Source organism: Leisingera sp. SA32 (assembly GCF_056033425.1).
The window spans coordinates 153822-174003 of record NZ_JBVYHB010000009.1 but is presented as its reverse complement, the minus strand read 5'-3'; the positions used below and the strand labels follow the sequence as shown (position 1 = coordinate 174003).

General features: G+C 62.7%; 14 protein-coding genes and 1 tRNA gene. 11 read left to right on the top strand and 4 right to left on the bottom strand.

All coding sequences use genetic code 11. From position 1 onward, the window contains the following. Positions 1-159 precede the first annotated feature (159 nt). The 5 genes from AC0IPL_RS14420 (at position 160) to AC0IPL_RS14400 (ending at position 2905) form a co-directional block, all read left to right on the top strand. The gene (locus AC0IPL_RS14420; RefSeq protein ID WP_474275294.1) at positions 160-819 is read left to right on the top strand and encodes a hypothetical protein; all 660 of its coding nucleotides are present in this window, start codon (positions 160-162) and stop codon (positions 817-819) included. A 171-nt stretch (positions 820-990) separates the two neighbouring features. Then, on the top strand, positions 991-1179 hold the full coding sequence (locus tag AC0IPL_RS14415) for a helix-turn-helix transcriptional regulator (protein ID WP_474275292.1): 189 nt from the start codon (positions 991-993) through the stop codon (positions 1177-1179). Between the two features lie 109 nt (positions 1180-1288). Beyond that, entirely contained in the window at positions 1289-1573 is a 285-nt protein-coding gene (locus AC0IPL_RS14410) for a hypothetical protein (protein WP_474275290.1), read from the top strand. Positions 1574-1857: 284 nt separating this feature from the next. After that, positions 1858-2349: a helix-turn-helix domain-containing protein gene (locus AC0IPL_RS14405; RefSeq protein ID WP_474275288.1), complete on the top strand. Its 492-nt coding sequence runs from the start codon at positions 1858-1860 to the stop codon at positions 2347-2349. A 13-nt stretch (positions 2350-2362) separates the two neighbouring features. Continuing rightward, on the top strand, positions 2363-2905 hold the full coding sequence (locus tag AC0IPL_RS14400) for an HGGxSTG domain-containing protein (RefSeq protein WP_474275286.1): 543 nt from the start codon (positions 2363-2365) through the stop codon (positions 2903-2905). 402 nt (positions 2906-3307) lie between these two features. Here the strand turns inward: AC0IPL_RS14400 and AC0IPL_RS14395 are convergent, their stop codons facing one another. Together AC0IPL_RS14395 and AC0IPL_RS14390 are read right to left on the bottom strand one after the other, a co-directional pair. Then, positions 3308-5203, bottom strand: coding sequence for a calcium-binding protein (locus AC0IPL_RS14395; protein WP_474275284.1), 1896 nt, complete (start codon positions 5201-5203; stop codon positions 3308-3310). A gap of 1388 nt (positions 5204-6591) precedes the next feature. After that, positions 6592-6681, bottom strand: a tRNA-Ser gene (locus tag AC0IPL_RS14390). 381 nt (positions 6682-7062) lie between these two features. Between AC0IPL_RS14390 and AC0IPL_RS14385 the strand changes: the two genes are divergently transcribed. The 6 genes from AC0IPL_RS14385 (at position 7063) to AC0IPL_RS14360 (ending at position 13794) form a co-directional block, all read left to right on the top strand. Further along, positions 7063-7788: a ribonuclease activity regulator RraA gene (locus AC0IPL_RS14385; RefSeq protein ID WP_474275282.1), complete on the top strand. Its 726-nt coding sequence runs from the start codon at positions 7063-7065 to the stop codon at positions 7786-7788. 1 nt (position 7789) lies between these two features. Then, the gene (locus AC0IPL_RS14380; protein ID WP_474275280.1) at positions 7790-9310 is read left to right on the top strand and encodes an aldehyde dehydrogenase (NADP(+)); all 1521 of its coding nucleotides are present in this window, start codon (positions 7790-7792) and stop codon (positions 9308-9310) included. Between the two features lie 507 nt (positions 9311-9817). Beyond that, positions 9818-10783 carry a Bug family tripartite tricarboxylate transporter substrate binding protein gene (locus tag AC0IPL_RS14375; RefSeq protein WP_474275278.1) on the top strand — a complete coding sequence of 322 codons (966 nt, stop codon included), beginning with the start codon at positions 9818-9820 and terminating at the stop codon, positions 10781-10783. Positions 10784-10968: 185 nt separating this feature from the next. Continuing rightward, positions 10969-11418, top strand: coding sequence for a tripartite tricarboxylate transporter TctB family protein (locus tag AC0IPL_RS14370; RefSeq protein ID WP_474275277.1), 450 nt, complete (start codon positions 10969-10971; stop codon positions 11416-11418). 3 nt (positions 11419-11421) lie between these two features. Beyond that, positions 11422-12948, top strand: a complete 1527-nt coding sequence (locus AC0IPL_RS14365; RefSeq protein ID WP_474275275.1) for a tripartite tricarboxylate transporter permease — start codon at positions 11422-11424, stop codon at positions 12946-12948. 144 nt (positions 12949-13092) lie between these two features. Next, on the top strand, positions 13093-13794 hold the full coding sequence (locus AC0IPL_RS14360) for a FadR/GntR family transcriptional regulator (protein ID WP_474275273.1): 702 nt from the start codon (positions 13093-13095) through the stop codon (positions 13792-13794). A gap of 6 nt (positions 13795-13800) precedes the next feature. Here AC0IPL_RS14360 and AC0IPL_RS14355 read toward each other — a convergent pair whose 3' ends face one another. Continuing rightward, a complete protein-coding gene (locus AC0IPL_RS14355; protein WP_474275271.1) occupies positions 13801-14508 on the bottom strand; it encodes a CpXC domain-containing protein in 708 nt (235 codons plus the stop codon). Between the two features lie 13 nt (positions 14509-14521). After that, a complete protein-coding gene (locus tag AC0IPL_RS14350) occupies positions 14522-20026 on the bottom strand; it encodes a hypothetical protein (RefSeq protein ID WP_474275269.1) in 5505 nt (1834 codons plus the stop codon). Positions 20027-20182 lie beyond the last annotated feature (156 nt).

The window sequence follows — 20182 nt, the reverse complement described above, 5'->3', positions numbered from 1 at the left end:
CGAACATAGGCAACGGCGGGATGACACCTGCACAGAAACTGAAGATGGCCGCGTAAATTCTATGACCAAGCCCCCGCAAAAACGGGGGGATTACCGCAACTTGCGGACGATTTAGTCTGGAGTTTTGAGGACGACGAAAAACGTAGGTTCTTTTTGGCTATGATGGAGGCGGGATTTACTCCCGGTGCGGGCAATGCCGGGGATGAGGAGTCTCCCCTAGCGTTCAACACACTTGAGGCAGCAGGGATAACGGACGGCTTCAAACTGACTAAGGTCGTTCTGGAGACTGTTGGAAAACGACGAGTAGACGAACTCAAGGCAAAGCACGGTGAAAATTGGCAGACTGCTGTCACCTACGAGTACTGCCTTTTGAACTTGCCTCATTCTTCCCCTGCATTCATTGCAGCCGCATATCAGTTCAACTGGTACATTGCAGAGGATGATTTTAAGGCGGGATACCTTTGGCGCGACCTAGAATGCATCACCTCCGGGGCCGAGTTAGAGGCACTGAAAGCGATAGAGATGCGTCAGAAAGCCGGGGAAAAAGGCCGTCAATCTTCTGCCAAAGCACGCGAAAGACGTATCTTAGCCCTGCTAACGGCAATGGAAGCTACGGCCCAGCGAAATCCTGACATCATCAAGCTAGGCCCAAGGTCCTTAGCTGCACTTGGATTGGGTGAGGCAATCAAAGCCGATCCCAAACTTTGGACTCAAGGGCGCGGGCAGGTGGAAGAGTACCTCGGAGAAATGAAGCGCGGAGAAGCCGGGCAAAAAATTCAGGCTAGGTATCTCGCTCTCCTGTCGGCAAAAACCGCCTAGGCGGTTACGTGTTCTTGTGCAATTGGTCGGGCGCTTCACCTAGAAATGACCAAGCGCCCAGCCGGTATATCCTGAAAGTGAAACCCGCATAAGCCATTGATTTCTTGCATTCACTTCACTAGGTGAGGCACCCCATGCTGTATCCAGTCGCAACCGATTGGAGTGCATAGCATGGCCCACACCTACCTTTCAGACGCGCAAGTTGCTGCCCGTTATGGCGTCCACCGCTCCACGCCTTGGCGCTGGGCGAAAGCCGATCCAAACTTTCCCACACCCGTCACGCTGACACCCGGCTGCACCCGCTGGAAGCTGGCCGACCTAGAAGCATGGGAAGCAGCAAAGCACGGCAACGCAGCATAACGAAACCCGCCCCCGAAGGCATCGGGGCGCGGGCTGTATGTTTTTGGCTTCAGGGCTTGGAGGCCCGGCCAGCATACGCCCTTTGCCCCGTCAGAGCAAAGGCAAACACATGAACAGAAATCGCTTCTACAGTAGCCCCACTCAAACTTTTTGGGTGTGTAAAAATCTGGTGGCAGGGCGCACGCTGACCCACAAAACCGAAATCCGCGAAGTGAACGGCTGGCGGCTGGCCGCAGTCATCCACAAGCTGCGCACCGAATACGCGTGGCCCATCGAAGACCGGTACCGGGGCAAAGACAATATCAAGCACTATTGGCTGCGCCCCGGCACCAATCCGCAAAAACTGCGTTACCCGCCCAGCGCCGCGCACCTGCTGGACGAGGGCGCGGCATGACAGGCGCACGCATCAACCGCCCCGTCCCGCGCGAAACGCAGATCCGGCGCTTGCAAATCCGGTTCGGCCTGAGCCGCGCACGCGCCGCCCTGTACGCAGAAATGCACTTCGGAGGGCCAAGCCATGCCAAAGGTTAAACTCACGCCCTGCGGCAGACTGTGGAGTGTCTGGGCACAGCGGCAGGCACCGGACGCCCAGAGCGTTTGGCTGCACCTGGGCACCTGCAAGAGCCTGCGCATTGCAGGCTGTGTGGCAAAGGCTATAGCGCAGCAGGAGGCCGCCCCATGAGTCGCAAACCGTACAAGAGGCACAAGCGCGGTGCAGGTCGCCATGTGCAGCTTCACGAATGGCTACAGGCTTCTCCCGCATGGGGGAGCCTCAAACCCGGCCCCCGCGCGCTCTACATCGAGCTGAAGCGGCGGTTTAATGGCTCCAACAATGGCGCAATCATTCTCAGCTACCGGGACGCTGCAAAGGCATTGAGCGCGCACCGCAATACTGTAGGCGGCTGGTTTGACGCCTTGGAAGAGCGCGGCTTTATCCATGCCACGCGCGGGCATTGCCTTGGTCCTTCCGGCATCGGAGAGGCTGCGCATTGGGCGCTCGATGAATTGCCGACACAAGACGGGAAACCGGCCCGTAAGGGTTTCATGCGCTGGCATGAAACGCAGAACCCCCGCACAAAAACGGTGCATAAGCGTCACAGATCGGCTGACGGGAAGGACGAAACCACGCCGCCCGCTAAGTCTCCCGTCCTGAAAATTGTGTCGGGTTGAGCGGGATTGCGAGATGCCGCGTCACAGAAAGCAGGACATATCTACATCTAGCCATGAGGCAGGAGCAAAGCAGATGACAGGAGACGAACTGAAACAGCACCGCCTGCGCAGGGGCTTGTCGCGCCCCGCCTTGGCGGCTTTGGCCGGGCTGCATCCGTCGTCGGTCAAATACTGGGAACGGAAAGGAAGGGAGCGTATTCGAGGCCATGCGCCCTCGCGGCTATTCCTGGCTATAGGATACGTGGCAGCGAATCTTGTGCAGCCCGCCCCAAGGCCGAGGGACAATTTTCCAACACCTACGCGCGCGCGGGACGGGGTCTTAGGCTTACCTGACTTCCAAGTCGTTTCTAAGCAATGCGGCGCACGTACCCGCAAGGGCACGGGCTGCCGTTCTAGGCCAGTACCTGGCAAAAGGCGCTGCCGGTTTCACGGCGGGCTTTCCACTGGCCCGAAGTCACATGAAGGACGAAACAAAATCGCGCAAGCACAGCGAAAGAGATGGGCGCTCTACCGGGCTGGGCTGAGTTTCCAGCGAAAAGCGCCAGCAGGTAAATGAGTTGACCAGCCTTTCGGTATAGGGAAATCCGCGAGGGAACCGGGATGCCTAAGCAAGACCCGAATGCCGTTTGCTAAAGCGCCAGGATGACCGGACTACCGCGACCTACGAGGCCTATTTCTGGACTGGCAATGTAGGAAGCTGGAGCGCCGCGCAACTATAATCGCGCGGCAGATACAGCGGTGGGCTTGGTATTGTCTGTGGTGTGGCGATGAGATGCCCCGGTGGCACAGGGCCGACCCCTGGCATTGCTCCGGGGGCTGCCGGAAGTGGGCTGCGAGAGAACGTCGGAATCAGCGAACGCCGCTTGAAAGAGCGTAGCCCCGTCGTATCAGAGCGCTGGGGCCAGTGTATCGGCCCCAGCGGGCGTAGCCTTAAGAACCTACTGCGGTCCCAGCGCCCTCAGACAAAGGTGAAGTGGTCGCCGCCCAGCAGCTCGTCCACCGTCAAGTTCTCAACGGTGATTTCGACATTACGGAAGCTCACGGCAACATCGTCTCCGTGTTGCTCGAAATCAAGTTGACCCACCCGCGACGCCCCGCGTCCAATTTCGATCAGGTCGATACCCAACTCAAAGTCCGTGATGGTGTCCTGGCCGTCACCGCGGTTGAACGCAAAAGTGTCCCTTCCAGCCCCGCCCGCTAGCACGTCACCGCCTTTCTGGCCTTCGATACGATCGCGGCCGCTCCCGCCTTTAATGCGGTCATGGCCGCTGCCACCGAGCAGCGTATCGCCGCCACCACCGCCTAAAAGCAGATCGTCGCCGCCATTTCCGAACAGCTGGTCGGCACCGCTGTGCCCTTTCAAGGTGTCATCTTCTGAGCCACCTCTGGCGTTATCCGCACCGCTACCGCCCAGCAGCCTGTCAGCTCCCTTTCTGCCTACCAAAGTATCGTCACCGTCACCGCCTAAAAGCCGGTCATTGAAGCGGCCGCCCGCCAGTTCATTGTCTCCCGCGTCTCCGCTCAGCACCGTATTCCCATAAACCGGGGAGGTCGCCGCGCTTACAATTGTTTCCACTGTGCCAAGGTCATCGGTATAGCGCGCCCGCACCGAAATCTCTGCCCCGGAATCCCGGGCGGTCAACTTGTAGGTTTCGCCAGTCGCACCCCGGATGTTCTCGCCATCGCGCAGCCATCGGTAGGATATGTCGCCCAAGCCGTCCGCATCCGCCAGCGTGTTCGAGACCCCCAGCGTTTTCCCTTGTACGGCCCTGCCAGAGATCGACACGTCCCCGGTTGAAACATTGTTAATGTCAAACATCTGGCCATGGATGTCGAATAAATAGTCTCCATCGCCTTCGGACATCCACGTTACGAATAGACCGCCATCCGCCAGTGCGGCGGAGGAGGGTGCCCAATCCCGCGTGGCCAGATCACTCTCGGCAATCCGAAACTCGGCAAGTTCCAAGCCGGTCTCTGCATCACGGATCCATATACCGAGACCCTCGAAACCATCCGACGCAAATGAATGCGAGTATCGAAGTTCGACTATATCGCCGCCCGTCAGCCCTGTATTGAACTGCGACCACAAGAGGCTGGACGGATCGATGTAGCTCCTTTCAGGCTCGAACGGCGCGCCGACCGGGGCTCCCTCTGCGTCAAGCCAAAGCCCGAAATCATCGGCGCCATTTCCCTCAGGAAGCATCGTGTCCCAGGTCAAAACCAGATTGCCATCCGTCTGTCTGAATAAGTGGGGGCTGAACTCATAGTCCCCGTCAGCCGAAGGCACTTGCTGCAATTCGCCGATGGCAACCCCGTTGGTGTCAAACGTGCGGAAGTGGATGTTGAAATCAGTTCCGCCTGCAGTTCCAGAATAGTCATAGTGCCCGGACATCCAGGCCGCGGCGAAGCCGCCGTCTTCCAAACTGACGAGCGACGGCGCCCTTTGCTCGATATCCGTGCTTGAGCTTATTTGGAAAGCTTCTCCACGCGCGGCCCCATCCGCGCCGAAACGTTTACCATAGACATCCACAACAGTGAAATCTGAGTTGTATGAATTCCAAGCCACAATGAAGCCACCGTCAGGCTGGCCAGCCGCGGAGAACTCGGTTGGCCTGTTAGCCTCATTTGAGGGAATCCGGAACGCATTGCCCGTGGCGGCGCCAGACCCGTCGAACCGCTGCCCTGAAATTACATAGTCTCGCAGATCCGAATCCCACTCGCTCCAGATGGTCACAACTCCACCATCAGCCAGCCCGCAGACTGCAGGCTCGCCGCGCGGGTTGGAAACTCCTTCAGCAACTCCGATCGGAGAACCTTGCGGTATAAGGACTTGGGATGACGTGCGAGTGACCATAAAGAGCGCTCCTTGACCGTTTTTTTTGGCTGGGTTAAGCACGCGGTTTGGTTAATGCAAGGTAAATATTTGCAACCAGAACCTGAAGCCGCGGGACTGGCAGAATAAGCACACAGTTCCACCAGCAAACTTTTGTCGCGTGGTTGAAGCCTCAAAAATTTCCAGCCACTCCCCCGGAAGGCGCATTGGCAAAAGGAATGTATTGGTGACGCCAATCCGGAACGCGGCAACAACGGCCGAGAATGGCCCGGAGAAAGCGCGCCAATTTGGGTTGAAGGTCCCGGAAGAAAACGCCACGTGCTCAGCGCATCGCTCCGTCAATTCCGGGAACTTTTTTTTGGGGGGGGGAGGCTTATTTCCTTCGGCGCCCTATCAGCAGACCCGCGCCCCTCCTTCACTTTCATAGGCACCGGTTTGCAAGCAAGGGTAGGGGTGCGTTTTTCCTCTGCTGCCCGACCTCTGGCAACTCTGCGACGTGGGCGCGCCCATTGCTTTTGAGCGACGGAATTTCGGAGGTCGCGCGTCCGATCCCCTGTGCTTTGGGTAACCTGAGGGCATCTCGCTGACTGCGCCTGTAGTGGCCCCGGAAGAACAATACGTGTTTTGATCTCCGTTGATTGTTTTCCAAGTTGAGGCGCCGCGGCCTGGGCGCCTCCGCATTGGCCGCTAACCTTAGCAAACCTTAACACCTTGCCCGGCGCTGGGCAGGCTTCGGGTTCAACATTATTCAACATGACGGCTGAGCTATGACCGCCTGGAACGAGCCGCCAATGTCAGCATTTGCCAACGTGCTGCACCGGCTTCAACATCTTCATTTCTAGCTGCAAGTGCCCATAAATGTCAGGTTTCATCAGGTACCGCGGGTAAGCAACAGAAGGCCCCGGGGAGGGCATTCACTCTGAGATTAACCTGATGCAACTGCGAGGGAGCCAGCTCCGAAAGCCTCTGCTTTAGAAAGCCATACTCCGAATCCGCCCAGCGTAGAAGGAACGCGACCGCAGACCTTGGCGTTTCTGTTTCGGATCGCCCGAGGCTTGGCCTATGACCTTTGTGCAAATCTGGATGTTGCTTGGCTTCCCCCATGCACTCCGGCAGAGACGGCCAAAGCAAAGTTGAGCGTCTGCCCCTAAAACTCATCTGGCCCCATGCGTACGCTATATCCTGTCGGCAAGTCGGGAGTGCCCCCCGCGATAACTTAGAGGCTGAGAATTGCCGCAAGAGATGCCCCGCCCAGCGCGGGGCTTTCTCATTCAGGGGCGCACGAATCCGCAACGGTCACCCTGACGTACCTGTCACAGCGCTTGGCATTTAAGCGCAATAATTATGGCGGGTGTTTAGGCGGGTATGAAAGCCACTTCACCGAATCATCCAATGATTTCAATAGGTGATGGCGGAGACGAAGGGATTCGAACCCTCGAGACCCTTCCGGGCCTACTCCCTTAGCAGGGGAGCGCCTTCGACCACTCGGCCACGTCTCCGCTGACCCGTATATGATCCGTCGCGCGGAGTGACAAGGCGTTTTTTCAAATTTCTTTGCCCGCCCCAAAAACTCGAAATTCTTCGCACTTCCCTGCCCTTGCGACGCTGCTTTCACCACCGCGCACAGCGTGCCGATGGCGCGGCGGTGGGCCAAAGCACCAGACCGTCAACACAAGAAACGCGCCGTCCACATCCGCGCACCGCGGCAGCGAAAAAGAACATATTTGCACATATTACCCAAAGCATCGCCCGGTTAGCACCCCGAAGAAGCCAATATACATTACTAATATTGACACATACAGGGCGTTCTGCATACTAATCCTCATCAATCCCGTCCACACGCCTCGGCGGCGGCAGCTGCCACATCATAGGAACGCGCAATGAACGATTACATCCTGCCCGCGGAAACCCGCGAGAAACTGAAACAGGTCTCGACGGCGTCGGTTGCCACCGCCCTCTACAAGCGTGGGCTGCGCAACCAGTTCGTCCAGGGCGTGTTGCCGGTCGAGCGCAAGCCGGTGCGCATGGTCGGACAGGCCTTCACCCTGCGCTACATCCCCGCGCGCGAGGACCGAAACCCGTTGACGGTGTTTCGTGACCGCGATCACAAACAACGCGTGGCCGTGGAAACCTGCCCCGAAGGCCAGGTGCTGGTGATGGACGCCCGCAAGGACTGCCGCGCCGCCACCGCAGGCTCGATCCTGGTCACCCGGCTGGCCCAACGCGGTGTCGCGGGGGTGGTTTCCGACGGCGGCGTGCGCGACGCCGAAGGGATCGGCGCGCTCGACATGCCCGCCTATTTCGCCTGCCCCTCGGCGCCGACCAACCTGACCCTGCACGAAGCGATCGACATCAACGTGCCAATCTCCTGCGGCGATGCGCCGGTGTTTCCCGGCGATGTGATGCTGGGCGATGGCGACGGCGTGATGGTGATCCCCGCCCATCTGGCGGAGGAGATCGCCGAGGAATGCGCCCAGATGGAAACCTATGAAGACTTCGTGCTGGAGCAGGTGCAGGCCGGCGCCGGGATCATCGGGCTCTACCCCGCGACGGACGAAGAAAACCTCGTGAAATTTGACGCATGGCGCGAAAAGGCTGGTCGCTGATATGACTTTCACACCGCACGGAAAACACCTGATCGCAGGTCAGCGGCGCGACGCGACGGAGCGCTTCACATCTGCCCCCGCAACCGGCCAAGCCTTTGACTACGCCGTGGGCACGCCTGCGCTGGTGGCCGAAGCCTGCGCTGCTGCCGAGGCTGCCTTTGCCGGTTTTGCCGCCAGCAGCCGCCAGCAGCGCGCCGGGCTGCTGAACACCATCGCGGATGAAATCGACGCCCGCGGCGCCCAGATCACCGAGATCGGCTGCGCCGAAACCGGTCTTCCAGAGGCCCGTCTTGTGGGCGAGCGCGGCCGCACCACCGGCCAGCTGCGGCTGTTCGCACAGCATATTCTGGACGGCGGCTATCTGGATCGCCGCCACGACGCGGCGCTGCCCGACCGCCAGCCACTGCCGCGCCCGGAGCTGCGCATGATGCAACGCCCCATCGGCCCGGTGGCGGTATTTGGGGCCTCCAACTTCCCGTTGGCCTTTTCCACCGCGGGCGGCGACACCGCAGCGGCGCTGGCGGCAGGCTGCCCGGTGGTGGTCAAAGGCCACGGTGCCCACCCCGGCACCAGCGAAATCGTCGGCGACGCCATCGTTGCGGCGCTGCAACAGCTGGACATGGACGCTGGTATCTTCAGCCTCGTGCAGGGCGGCAACCGTACCGTCGGCGCCGCGTTGGTGACCGACCCGCGGATCAAGGCGGTTGGGTTCACCGGCAGCCTCGGCGGCGGCCGGGCGCTGTTCGATCTCTGCGCCGCGCGGCCGGAGCCGATCCCCTTCTTCGGCGAGCTGGGCAGCGTCAACCCGATGTTCGTTCTGCCCGCCGCAGCCGCAACCCGCGCAGTAGAGCTGGGCTGTGGCTGGGCCGCCAGCCTGACCATGGGCGCGGGACAGTTCTGCACCAATCCGGGCATCGCCCTTGTCCTCGACGGGCCGGACGCCGACACGTTTGTGCAATCCGCAACCGATGCGCTTGCCGAGGTGGCCGCCCAGACCATGCTGACCGACGGCATGGCCGAGGCCTACCGCAACGGTGCGCGGCGGGTGGCCGAGGGCGCCGGGGTGAAAACCCTGCTGCCGCCGCCCTGCGAGGGCCGTGCGGCTACGCCGCAGCTGTTTGAAGTTTCCGCCGACCGCTGGCTGTCAAACGACGACCTGGCAGAGGAGGTCTTTGGCCCGTTGGGCCTGGTGATCCGCGCCGACAGCCCGGAGGAGCTGCTGACCCTCGCGCGCAGCTTTAAGGGACAGCTGACCGCGACCCTGCAAATGGATGACGATGATCTTGCTCTGGCGCGGGACCTTTTGCCGGTGCTGGAGCGCATGGCAGGCCGGGTGCTGGCCAATGGCTTTCCCACCGGGGTCGAGGTCTGCGACGCAATGGTGCACGGCGGCCCCTACCCGGCCAGCACCAATTTCGGCGCCACCTCTGTCGGGACCTTGTCGATCCGCCGCTTCCTGCGTCCGGTTTGCTATCAAAACCTGCCAGAGGCGTTGCTGCCAACCGACCTCGTCTCAACCTGAGCCCCCCCGACGGCCCGCCAGCACCGGCGGGCCGTCGGCATCGGGCAGACCACCGGGGCAGCTTGGCACCTTTACAGATTATCCCAGATCGGCCGGAGCACCGTGACCAAGACCGTGTACCGGCCTATTTTTGTCCATCAAAATTACAGATATGCGCTTAATCCGTGGTGATTTTTGCCATATTAGTAATTTTTAGCGTTGATTTGTAATTTCACGCTTAGTACTGTGACTCATCGCCTTCAGGCAGGTTCAGCCCAGCGCTGCGACTTTCCGATAGGCCCAGACCAGGCAGCATGAGGGAGGATGTCATCGGTCGAATCTGACGCCCGGACCGCCCGGCACACGCCAGGGGCAGCAGCCCCACCACAACCCGTTCAGCCTGCCTGCTGATCTCAAAGACCCCGCCCGACCCGCAGCGCCTGGCCACCCAGGCGCAACAGGCCGCTTTGGCCCTGCAACGTGACAGTCCGACCCGGACTGCGACATCTGTTTAGGAGGAACAGACCCATGTTTTCGAAAAGCTTGAAAAGCAAACTGACGCTGGCGCTTGGTGCCTGCATCATCGGTAGCTCGCTTGCTGCGGCGGATTTTCCCGCCCGTGACATCCGCCTGATTGTGCCCTGGCCGGCCGGCGGCGGCGCCGATGCGATCTCGCGCAAGATCAGCAACATTGCCGAACAGGAACTGCCCAAATCCATCTACGTCGAAAACATCGCCGGTGCGGTCACCGCCACTGGCCTGATGCAGATGACCAACGCCCGACCCGACGGCCACACCGTTGGCGTGATGACCTATGACAGCATCATTACCCTGCCCCGCGGCCAGATGGTGCCGGGCTACTCGCTGGACAACATGGCCCTGATCGCCCGCATCACCAGCGAGGCCGACGCCATCGTGGTCTCCAAACATTCCGGCATCGACAGCTTTGAAGAACTGATCGAGACCGCCAAGGCCAACCCCGGCAAGGTCCGCCTCGGCGTCGCGCCCAAAGGCTCCGGCCCGTATCTGTCGGCCAACCAGCTGGAAAAGCTGCTGGGTGTCGATTTCAACGTCATCACCTATGCCGGCTCCTCCGCCGCCGAAGCCGAGGCGCTGCTCTCGGGGGAGCTGGACGCGGCGATCTCCAGCCTCGGCGATTTCAGCGGCATCCTCGAATCCGGTGACGCCAAGGGCGTGGTAGAGCTGACCTCGGTGCAGAACCTGACCTACACCGATGTGCCCACCATCGCCTCCAAGGGCTATGACCTGCAAACCGGCAGCTTCATCGTGCTCGCCGCCCCCAAGGACACCCCGCAGGCGGCGCTGGACACGATCGAAGCGGCCTTCAAGACGGCCTACGACAGCGAAGAATTCCAGGGCTGGCTCCAACAGGTCGGCGTCACCCCCGACTGGCTCGGCTCTGACGAGGTCGCCGCCTGGAAGGATGCCTTGCAGGAAAAGACCTTCTCGCTGATGGACGAACTGGACCTCTGAACCAGATCCGTACCCTCTCCGTACACTCCTTTGTGTGACAGGGCTTTCCAACCGGCCCTGACCCGCCCTCTTGCAGGCTGATCCCCCATGTCTCCGGCGCCCTGCCGGGGACATGGCGCCAGGCCCGCCCTGACCGATCCGCCAACACCCACTCACGCACCACCACCCCAGTCCGGGAGAAGACGATGTTCATGAACAGGCAGCTGTTGCCTTATTATGCCGCCCTTGCAGTGTCGGCCGGTTACCTCATCTCGGCGCTCAGCCTGGGCGCGCCGACCTCCGACAGCGGCCTGACGCCGTCCTTCTTTCCGATCCTGGTCGGCGCCGCCGCAATCCTGTTCTGCGCGACCCTGATCCTGCAACAGCTGCGCAGCGGCAGCGACGCACCCGCCCCCCAAAATCCGCGCAACCACACCCATCTTTGGGTCGTTGCAGCCATCTTCTTCTACATCCTCGGCTTCAAGCCGCTCGGCTATTTCCTCTCCTCCGGCCTCTTTGTCTTTGCGCTCATCGTGCTGTTTTCCTCGTTCGAAAAGCCGCTGCAAAAGGCCGCCATCGCCGCCGCGATCACCGGGATCGCCTATGTCATGTTTCAGCAGCTGTTCGGGGTCCGCCTCCCGACGCTCTGGGGGTAAACCATGGATTTCATCTTCCTTGTCCTGAGCAGCTTTTCCCTGCTGCTGGAGCCGATGAACCTGACCTATGTGGTCCTGGGCTTCGTGATCGGTACCATCTTCGCGGCCATTCCCGGCCTCACCGCCACCCTGGCGATGGCGCTGCTGCTGCCGCTGACCTACACGCTCAACGTCGAGACCGCGCTGATGGCCTGCGCCAGCATATACATGGCTGGCATGTGCGGCGGCAGCATCACCGCAACCACCATCAATATCCCCGGTGCGCCTTCGTCGATGATGACGGCGCTGGACGGCTATCCAATGCAGCAGCAGGGCAAGGGCGCGCTGGCGCTTGGCCATGCGGCGCTGGGGTCGATGTTCGGCGGTGCCGTCGGCGCATTGCTGCTGATCGCGGTCGCGCCCTTCGTGGCCGAGCTGTCGTTGCTGGTCAAAACCACCGGCAAATTCGCCCTGCTCGCCTTCGCGCTCATCGTCGTGGTGATCGCCCAGCGCGGCCGGGTGGCGCAGGCCGGGCTGGCCGCCTGCATCGGGCTGATGCTGGCCACCGTCGGCCTGGACGCGATGGAGCCGGTCACCCGCTTCACCTTTGGCAATGCCAACCTGACCGCGGGCATCGACCTGATGCCGGTGATCATCGGCACCTTCGCCATCGCGGAAGTGCTGATGCAGGCCAGCGCCTCGCGCGATACCAGCCTGCTCACCGCGGCCGCGGACAAGGTCAAGATCAAACGCCGCGACTTCCTGCCGCCGCTGGCAGACATCCGCAAAATCGGTTTGGGCTGCTATCTGAAGTCCTGCCTGATCGGTTATTTCGTCGGCACGCTGCCGGGGGCCGGCGGCTCGATGGGCTCATTCCTTGCCTATACCGAGGCCGTGCGCACCTCTGACGATCCGGAAAGCTTCGGCAAGGGCAACCCCAAGGGCATCGTCGCCTCCGAAAGCGCCAACAACGCCGTCTGCGGTGGCGCAATGGTGCCGATGCTGACCTTCGGCATTCCGGGCGACCCGATCACCGCAATCATGCTGGGGGTGCTTGTCATCAACGGCATCCAGCCGGGACCGCAGCTGATGGCCGGACAGGCCGGGCTGATCGCGCCGATGCTGGCCGCGCTCCTGTTCAGCGCCGTGGTGCTGATCCCGCTGACGCTCTACCTGATCGGCCCCTACTTCATCCGCATCGTCGCCCTGCGCAAGGATGTGCTCTATGCCGTGATCGCGCTGCTGGCGGTGGTCGGCAGCTATGTGGCCACCTACTCGACCTTCCAGATGTTCATGGCGCTGGCCATGGGGGTGCTGGCCTTCTACCTGCGCCGCAACGGCTTTCCGGTCATCACCATGCTGCTGGGCTATATCCTCGGGCCCAACCTTGAGGAATTCCTGCGCCGCTCTCTGGCGCTGTCCAACGGCGATCCGACCACCTTCTTCACCAATTTTGACAGCCTGTTCTTCGTGCTGTTGACGCTGGTTTTCGTCTACTTCCTGTTGATCCGAAAACCGGCCGAAAGACCCGCTGCCGCCAACGCCAAGTAACCGGGCCGCGTCAGGCAGTCCGGCAAAATCACCGGCTCGGCGGCAGATGCCCCGCCGGGCCATTCCAACGGCGACATTTCCGCCTATAAAGGACGGACCCCGGCCTCAGCGCCCCGACCCGAACCGAAACAAAAGGAGACCACGTTGGCAGAGACACGACGCCCTTCGCTGGCGGATCAGGTTTACGATCAGCTGCTGGCTCAGATCTTGGACGAAGAATACCCGGTGCACAGCCGCCTGCCCGCAGAGGAGGTGCTGGCGCAGAGCTTCGGCGTCTCCCGCCCCATCGTGCGCGCCGCGCTGTCGCGATTGCGCGATGACGGCATCATCCAGTCCCGGCGCGGCTCCGGCAGCTATGTGCTGCGCCAGCCCGACCGCCAGCTGGTCAGCTTTGCGCCCCTGGAATCGATTTCCGACGTGCAGCGCTGTTACGAATTCCGCATCGACGTCGAGGGCTCGGCTGCCGCCTGGGCCGCCCGTCGCCGCGACGACGAGGATCTGGCCGCGATGGACCACGCCTATCAGGTGATGGAACAGACCTATGAACAGAACGCCATGGGGGTCGAAGCCGACCAGATGCTGCATCTGGCAATCGCGCGCGCGACGAAAAACCCGTTCTTTGCCTCCGTGCTGGAGTCGCTGGGCGATCAGATCGCCTTCGGGGTCAAGCTGTCGCGCTCGCTGACGCTGCTGGACACGCCAGCGCGCCAGGAACTGGTGCTGGCCGAACACCGCGCGGTGCTGGAGGCGATTCGCCTGCAACAACCCGAGGTGGCCGAGGCCACCATGCGCCACCACATCACCGCTGCCAAGGACCGGATGTTCGTCGGCACCCAGGACAGCTAGACCGGGCTACTGCGCCGCGTGGGCATCGCCGCCCGAGCCCAGAAACAGCTTCTGCATGTCGACGAACGGACCGTCCCGCAACAGGTCGGCCACCGCCGCCCAATCGGTGGGGCTGCCGGCGATGCGGTCATAGGCGCTGCGCTCCACCGACATGAACTGCAACGCCGCCTCGCTGTCGCTGCGCAGCCAGGCCATCTCCAGCCGCTCCGCCTCCACCCCCGTTACCCGCAGCTCGCAGCCGACATCCAGATGCGCCTCCGGCATCCGCCGCAGCAGGTCCAGCTTCATCAATTCCACCACCACATCGTCAAGCCCCGCCACCGCCAGCAGGATCTTCTCGCGCACCGCCTGCCAGCCGAAGGTCAGCCGACAGGCCAGCCCGTCGCCCACCTGCCGCGCCGCGCCGGTGGCCTGCGCGCCATAGGAGGTCGCAAACAGCGTCGCCGCCCGCTCCGCCGCGGCCAGATGCTCGATCACCTGCGCCGACGGCAGCGCCAGGATCCACAACCCATTCTCCACGTCGAGGTAATTGAACTCAGGCTGCAACCGGAAGTCGCTGCCGCAACTGCTACAGGAGATGATCTGGAAATTGTCCTTCAGGATGTCGTCGCGCAGGTCCGGGCGACGGTCGGCGTTGACACTGCCGACCGCATCCATCGTGGCCGTATGGCCGCACTCAGGGCAGTCGACATGCATGGAAACAAAAAGGGACATGGCGAAACGCCTCCTATGGCTGCTGTCTGGGCGAGAGTTTCTCCAGCCAGGCCACCGCCGGATGCTGGCCGCCCAGCTTGTGACAGTGGTAGGCCGCATAAAGCTCCGAGAACCACTCGGCAGGGGCGCGGAACTGATAACCGGTGATCGCCTCCTTGCGGGCCGCGGCATCATAGCTGACCCAGCGCCCGTCGTAGGCTTCGTGATAAATGCGGTCGCTGCCGCCGACCTTCACGGCCAGCGACTTGGCCGCTGCGGCGCTCATCCAGGGTTGCCGGGATTCCCGGCAGTCGTCGATATGGGACACCACCCGGATCCGGCGACGCTCCCAGACATCCGCTGCCACCCCCTCCGGGGCGGGCGGCACCGGCGGGTCGGAATTGCCCGACACATAGGCCAGCGCATAGCCATAGTCGTGCTCGTAATGCTCGGCGATGGCCTTGGCGACCGGCGAAAAATCCCCAAAATGGAACTCCCACCCCGCCAGCGCCTTGCCGTTCTTTTCCATATAATTATGGCTGTCATCGACCGAATGGCCCACCTCGTGGATGGTGTTCCAGTCCAGCGCCTCCACCGGGTCGGTGTTTGCGGGCACGCATCTGGGGTCGACGTCGTCGCCAACCTCATAGGGGTCGCCGAACCGGTAATCCCAGGAGTACTTGGTGTTGCCTTCGCGCACTTTGGCCTTCTTGCTGGCTCCGTTAAAGGACGACCCGCCCCCCTCCTCCGAGGTCCAGTACTCCATCAAGCTGTCGTTCACCTCGGTATCGGTGGGCGGCAGCAGGCTCATGGTTTCATACATCCGCTGCAGGTTCGGCCCCTTGTCGCCCATGTTGGCCCAGAGGGTCAGATCCGCATTCGCCACCACCAGGCGGCAGCCAAAGCGCGCCTCGAAGGCGGCCTTCAGCACCTCGCGCTTGGTCACCTCGTCCAGCCCTTCGCCGTCCGCGGTGCCCTTCACGATGTCATCCAGCTTCTTCAGCCCGTCTTCGCGCTGCATCAGGGTTTTCAACTGATCCGCACTGGGGACCTCGTTGCTGCGCAGCTTGACCTCGATCTCGGCGTCCAGCAGCAACGTCTTCACCTGGCCCAGCTTTTTCTGCGCCGCGTCGAAATCGTTCTGCGCCGCATCGCCGGCCGCATCGGCCAACAGCTGACGCATCTGATCCAGGGCCGCCTTGATCGCATAGCGATGCGCGTGCGTGTCCAGCACCGCAAAGCGGGCGGCGAAGTCGTCCGCCAACGTCTTGTAGGCCTCATACCCATCCCGGTTGGTCGACACCGTGACCAGGTCAGCAAAGATCGCCTCAGCCGCAGCAAAGCCCGGCGCGGTCTCCCCCGTGGCCACGGCGTCGGAGATCAGCGCCGCGATCCGCGGCCGGATCGCCGCCACATCCTGCGCAACATGGGCCTTGCCGGGGTGGTCCTGCTCCAGCCGTTCGGCCCGTGCTTCGGCACGGTCGGCAATGGTTTGCAGCTGCTGAAAATGCCACAACGCGGTTTGCAGCTCCACGCAGGTCGCAGTGATCGCCCGCAACAGCTTCTTGGCAGCAGCACCGTCGGTCGCCGCCTTGGCCTCTGCCGCTTTCAGCGCTTTGCTGACCGGGATCAGCCGCGGCAGCACAAACGCCTTGCCCTCGGTTGCGGCCAGTTGCGTGACCAGCTGCCGGGCCTCCTCCACCGCCTGTTGCACCGCCGGGGTGTCGCCTTCGCCCAGCGCCGTCACCTTGTCGGACAGCGCCGTCAGCGCGGCATTCTGAGTGTCGACCGCCAGCGCCTGGGCGACATCATCGGGGATCTGGTCCAGCAGCCGCTTGGCACCGGCGTAATCCTTCTCCGCGGCGCGGGTCTCGGCGTTGGCCATCTTGGCCTCCACCCGCGCCTTCAGAGACGCGATCTGCGCCTTGTCCTCTAGCGTGGCCAGCTTTTCCTCAGCCAGCGCTTTCGCAACCAGATAGAGCCGACAGCTCTCGGCCCGCGCCAGCAGCTCCGTCACCCGGTCGCTGATCGGCGCCACCAGTTTGCGCGCCTCCTTGTACTTGAAGGCCGCCGCCTTCTCGTCCGCCTCCGCCAGCAGCCTGTCCAAGGCCGCGAGGTCCTCGGTCACCGCTTCGTTCTTCGCGTCGTCCAGATCTTTGATGCGGTCCGCCGCGATCTGGCGGGCGGCTTTCCAAGGGTCCAGCGTCTTCTGATGGCCCATGCAGCCCCAGATCTCCATCTGGATGTTGAAGCATAGCCGCTTGGCCCCCGCAAAGTCATGGTCCGCCATCATCTTCTGATAGCCCGCCTCCAGCTCTGCGATCTTGTCCTTGCGCTGATCCTTCACGATCTGGTCATAGCCGTCAAAGATGGCCTTCAGCGGCGTGACGTCGTTGGTGTAGGCCGCCACCGCCGCATCGTATTCAGTCTTCTTGCGGTACAGCGGCATGATCTGCGACTTCGCGGTTTTGGCCACCTCATAGGCCTGCACGTAATCGCCCGCAGCCTTCAGATCTTCCACCTGCTTGTTGAAATCCTCGCAGACCTTCATTTCCTTGGCGAACAGCACCGCCCCGTTGGCCACCCCCTGGTAAAAGGTGATCAAGACGTTGGTGCCAGGATTGCCGTCCAAGAGCGCCTGGATCTTCGGGTTCAGCTCCGCCTTCTTGCGCGCATCGCGGCCCCGGCGCAGGGCCGCGTTCATTTGGGCCTCGCCTGCCTGGAAATCGAACGCCGGTGCCTTCACCGCGTCCTTGGCCTCCGCCACCAGCTGCTCCATCGCCTCCCAGTCGTCTTTGGCGGCGGGTTTCTGATCCGCTGGCAGCGCCTTCAGCGCCGCGATCTCCTGCGTGACCTTTTCAAGCGCGGCCTTATAGGCCTTGGCGCGCTCGGCTTTCAGCACCAGCGGCTCCAGGATCGCGATCGCCGCGCGCAGATCCTTGGCCATCTGCTGCGCATCCGCGCCCTCGCCGCTGTGCGCGTCCTGCGCCTTCTTGGCCTCGGCATCGGCACGCTGCACGTCGCTCTCCAGCAGGGTGTCGGCATCCGCCGCCACCACCATCTGACGCAGATCGGCAAAGACCTTGTAGGCGGCGTCGAAATCCTGCCCCACATCAGCCAGTGTCTCGTCGCTGCCCTCCAGCAGCTGCTGCCGCTCCGCGTCCTTGGCTTTCAGCGTTTCGTAGTAGGTGATCAGCGCCTCGGCCGCCTCCAGCTCTGCCTTGGCGCGCAGGTAATCCTTGGCCACCATCGCCGCCTCGGCCGCATTCATCGCATCAGCCACATCGACGGCATCAAAGAAGGTGTTGGTGTGAAACCCCTCATCCTTGATCGCCTCCTCATACTTGGGATGAACCCGGTCGTAGGCGTCCTTGTATTGCTGGTACTCCTTGGCCAGCTGATCCCAGGCCGCCCAGTTCGGTGCGGTGGCCTGATACAGCTTTTCGGCCAGGCCAAACTTGAACTTTGCCGCCGCCTCCTTGGCGTCCTTCAGGTCGCGCTCCATCAGGTTCACATACTCGCGGATGCCCGCGACGCCGGGATGGGTCTTCAGCCGCATCGGCGCCTTGGTCAGCGCCGTGTCGAATTTCTCCAACGCCGCCACATAACTGGTCGCCGCCGTCTTCCTGGGGTGCAGCACGCGGTACAGAACTCCCAGATCAGCGCCCAGCTTCTCGTGCGCGCCGCGATAGCCCAGGCTGTCCACCGTGGCCGCCGCATAGCTTGCCTCCAGGGTCGCCACCACCTTGTGAATCCCCCGCTCGACGGAGCAATCCGCCCCCTCGACCGCCTCCGCCTTGGTCTTCAGCGCATCAATCCCGACCTTGAACGCATCCAGGTCGGTGCGGCACCGTGTTCGTCGATTGTGGTATTTGCCATGCAACGTGTCCAACCTGACATAGTCCGCATGGGCGCGGCGCATCTCGTTCAGCTTGGCAACGCCCTCTTTGAATTCACCCGCCGCCTTATGCGCCTCGGCCGCCGCCCAGGTGGATTTGACCAACGCCAGCGCCTCAACCAGTGACGTATGCGCACCGGCCGGTGCGCTGGCAGGCAGCGCGTCGAACAAGAGCTTTCGGCCCTTGGCGATCTCGGTGTAATGCGCCAGTTCATCGGCTTGGGTTTCGGCCTTGTCCGCCAGCCCCCGCAGCCGCTCAAGCTCTGCCTTGCCCGCCACATATGTGCGCTCTGCCGCCGCCGCGGCTGTGGCCGCCGCAAGCGCGTCGGTGATTTCCTCGATCTTGCCGCCAGCGCCGCCAATCGGCGGTGTCGCCTGCATCGGGTGGCTTTCCAGGATCTTCAGACGTTCCCGAAAGACCGCCGCCTCCTTCTGCCAGGCCTCGCGTTCGGCCAGCGCAGCCCCCATGTCCGCCAACACCGCCTCGACCTTGTTCTGCGCATCCTCCAGAACCGCCTCGACTTCGGCTTCGGCCGCGGTGTCTTCCAGACCCTCCAGCGCAGCCGCGGCCTCGTCCAGTTGGCCTGCCCAGTCCGGCGCGGGCGTGTCGGGGAAATCGGCGACCTTGCCACGGGCCGTCACCACGGCCTGCCGGGCCGCCGCGATCTCCTTGACCATCAGCGCCGTCGCCCCCAGTTTTCCGGGCTCGGGCTCAGACGCGGACTCCGGCGCCGCGGGTGTGGCCGTCGGCTGCTGTCCCAAGAGCGCGCCGATGCGTTTCAGCAGTTCCAGCGCAGTCGCATGCTCGCCGTTGGCGGCCTTGTCCTGCGCCAGCATCCAGGCCTGGCGCAGCTTGGCATCGCCCTCCGCCTTCTGCGCCAGCCGCGCGTCGATCGCCGGGCGCAGCCGCGCGATCGCCATATCGCAGTCGGCTTTCAGCTGGTCCAGCCTGTCGTCCACATCCTCCTTGCGCGCCTCGGCTGCGGCCTGGGCCTCGGATTTTCCTTCGGCGCGGGCCTGCGCGATCAATCCCGCCAACGGGCCCATCGCCTTGACCGCCGCGGCATAATCGGGTGCGTCACCTTCCGCCTTTTCATTGGCAAAGGCCCAGACCGCGCCGATCTTGGTGGTCAGCCCGGTCTGCAACTTCAGCGCTTCCAGCACATGCGGCTCCATCTTCCGGCGCGCCGCCAGCCAGCGTTGCGCCAGATCCTGCGGCGCCGGGTCGGCCTCCGGGCTTGGCGTCGCCGCATCCGCGCCGGTCTCCGCCTCGGCGTCCGCCGCAGCTTCGTCGTCACCCTCCAGCAGCTCGCCCGACATGTCGAACAGCTGCACCTTCATCGAAATGCCGTTGCTCTTGAGGAAGGCCTTGACCCGTTTCGCCATCGCCTCCTTGGGCGGTTCGGCGCAGTTCAGGTTCAACACCCGCCCGTCGACCGTCATGGTGCCATACAGCAGCTTCGCCGTGCCCGCCTTCTTCTTCGCCGCCTTGCGCAGCAGCTCCGGCTTTTTCATGCGGTGGATCTCAAAGGCGCTGTTTTCCGGCTTGGACGCCAGGCAAAAACCGAAGTTCAGCGCCCGCTTGCGCGCGGCAGCAATATCTCCCTTGAGCTGTTCAGCGGCTGTTTTGTCCAGGGGCATGCGACAGAATCCTCATTAACAAATACCGGGATCTGCCAAGCCTGCGTGACGCAAGGGCAAGCTGTCAACAATCCTGGCCCGCCGCGCCCGGCCGACACCCGCCAACAAAAAAGGCCCGCGCAACCGGCGCGGGCCTTGGGTAAAGTACGATGTGGC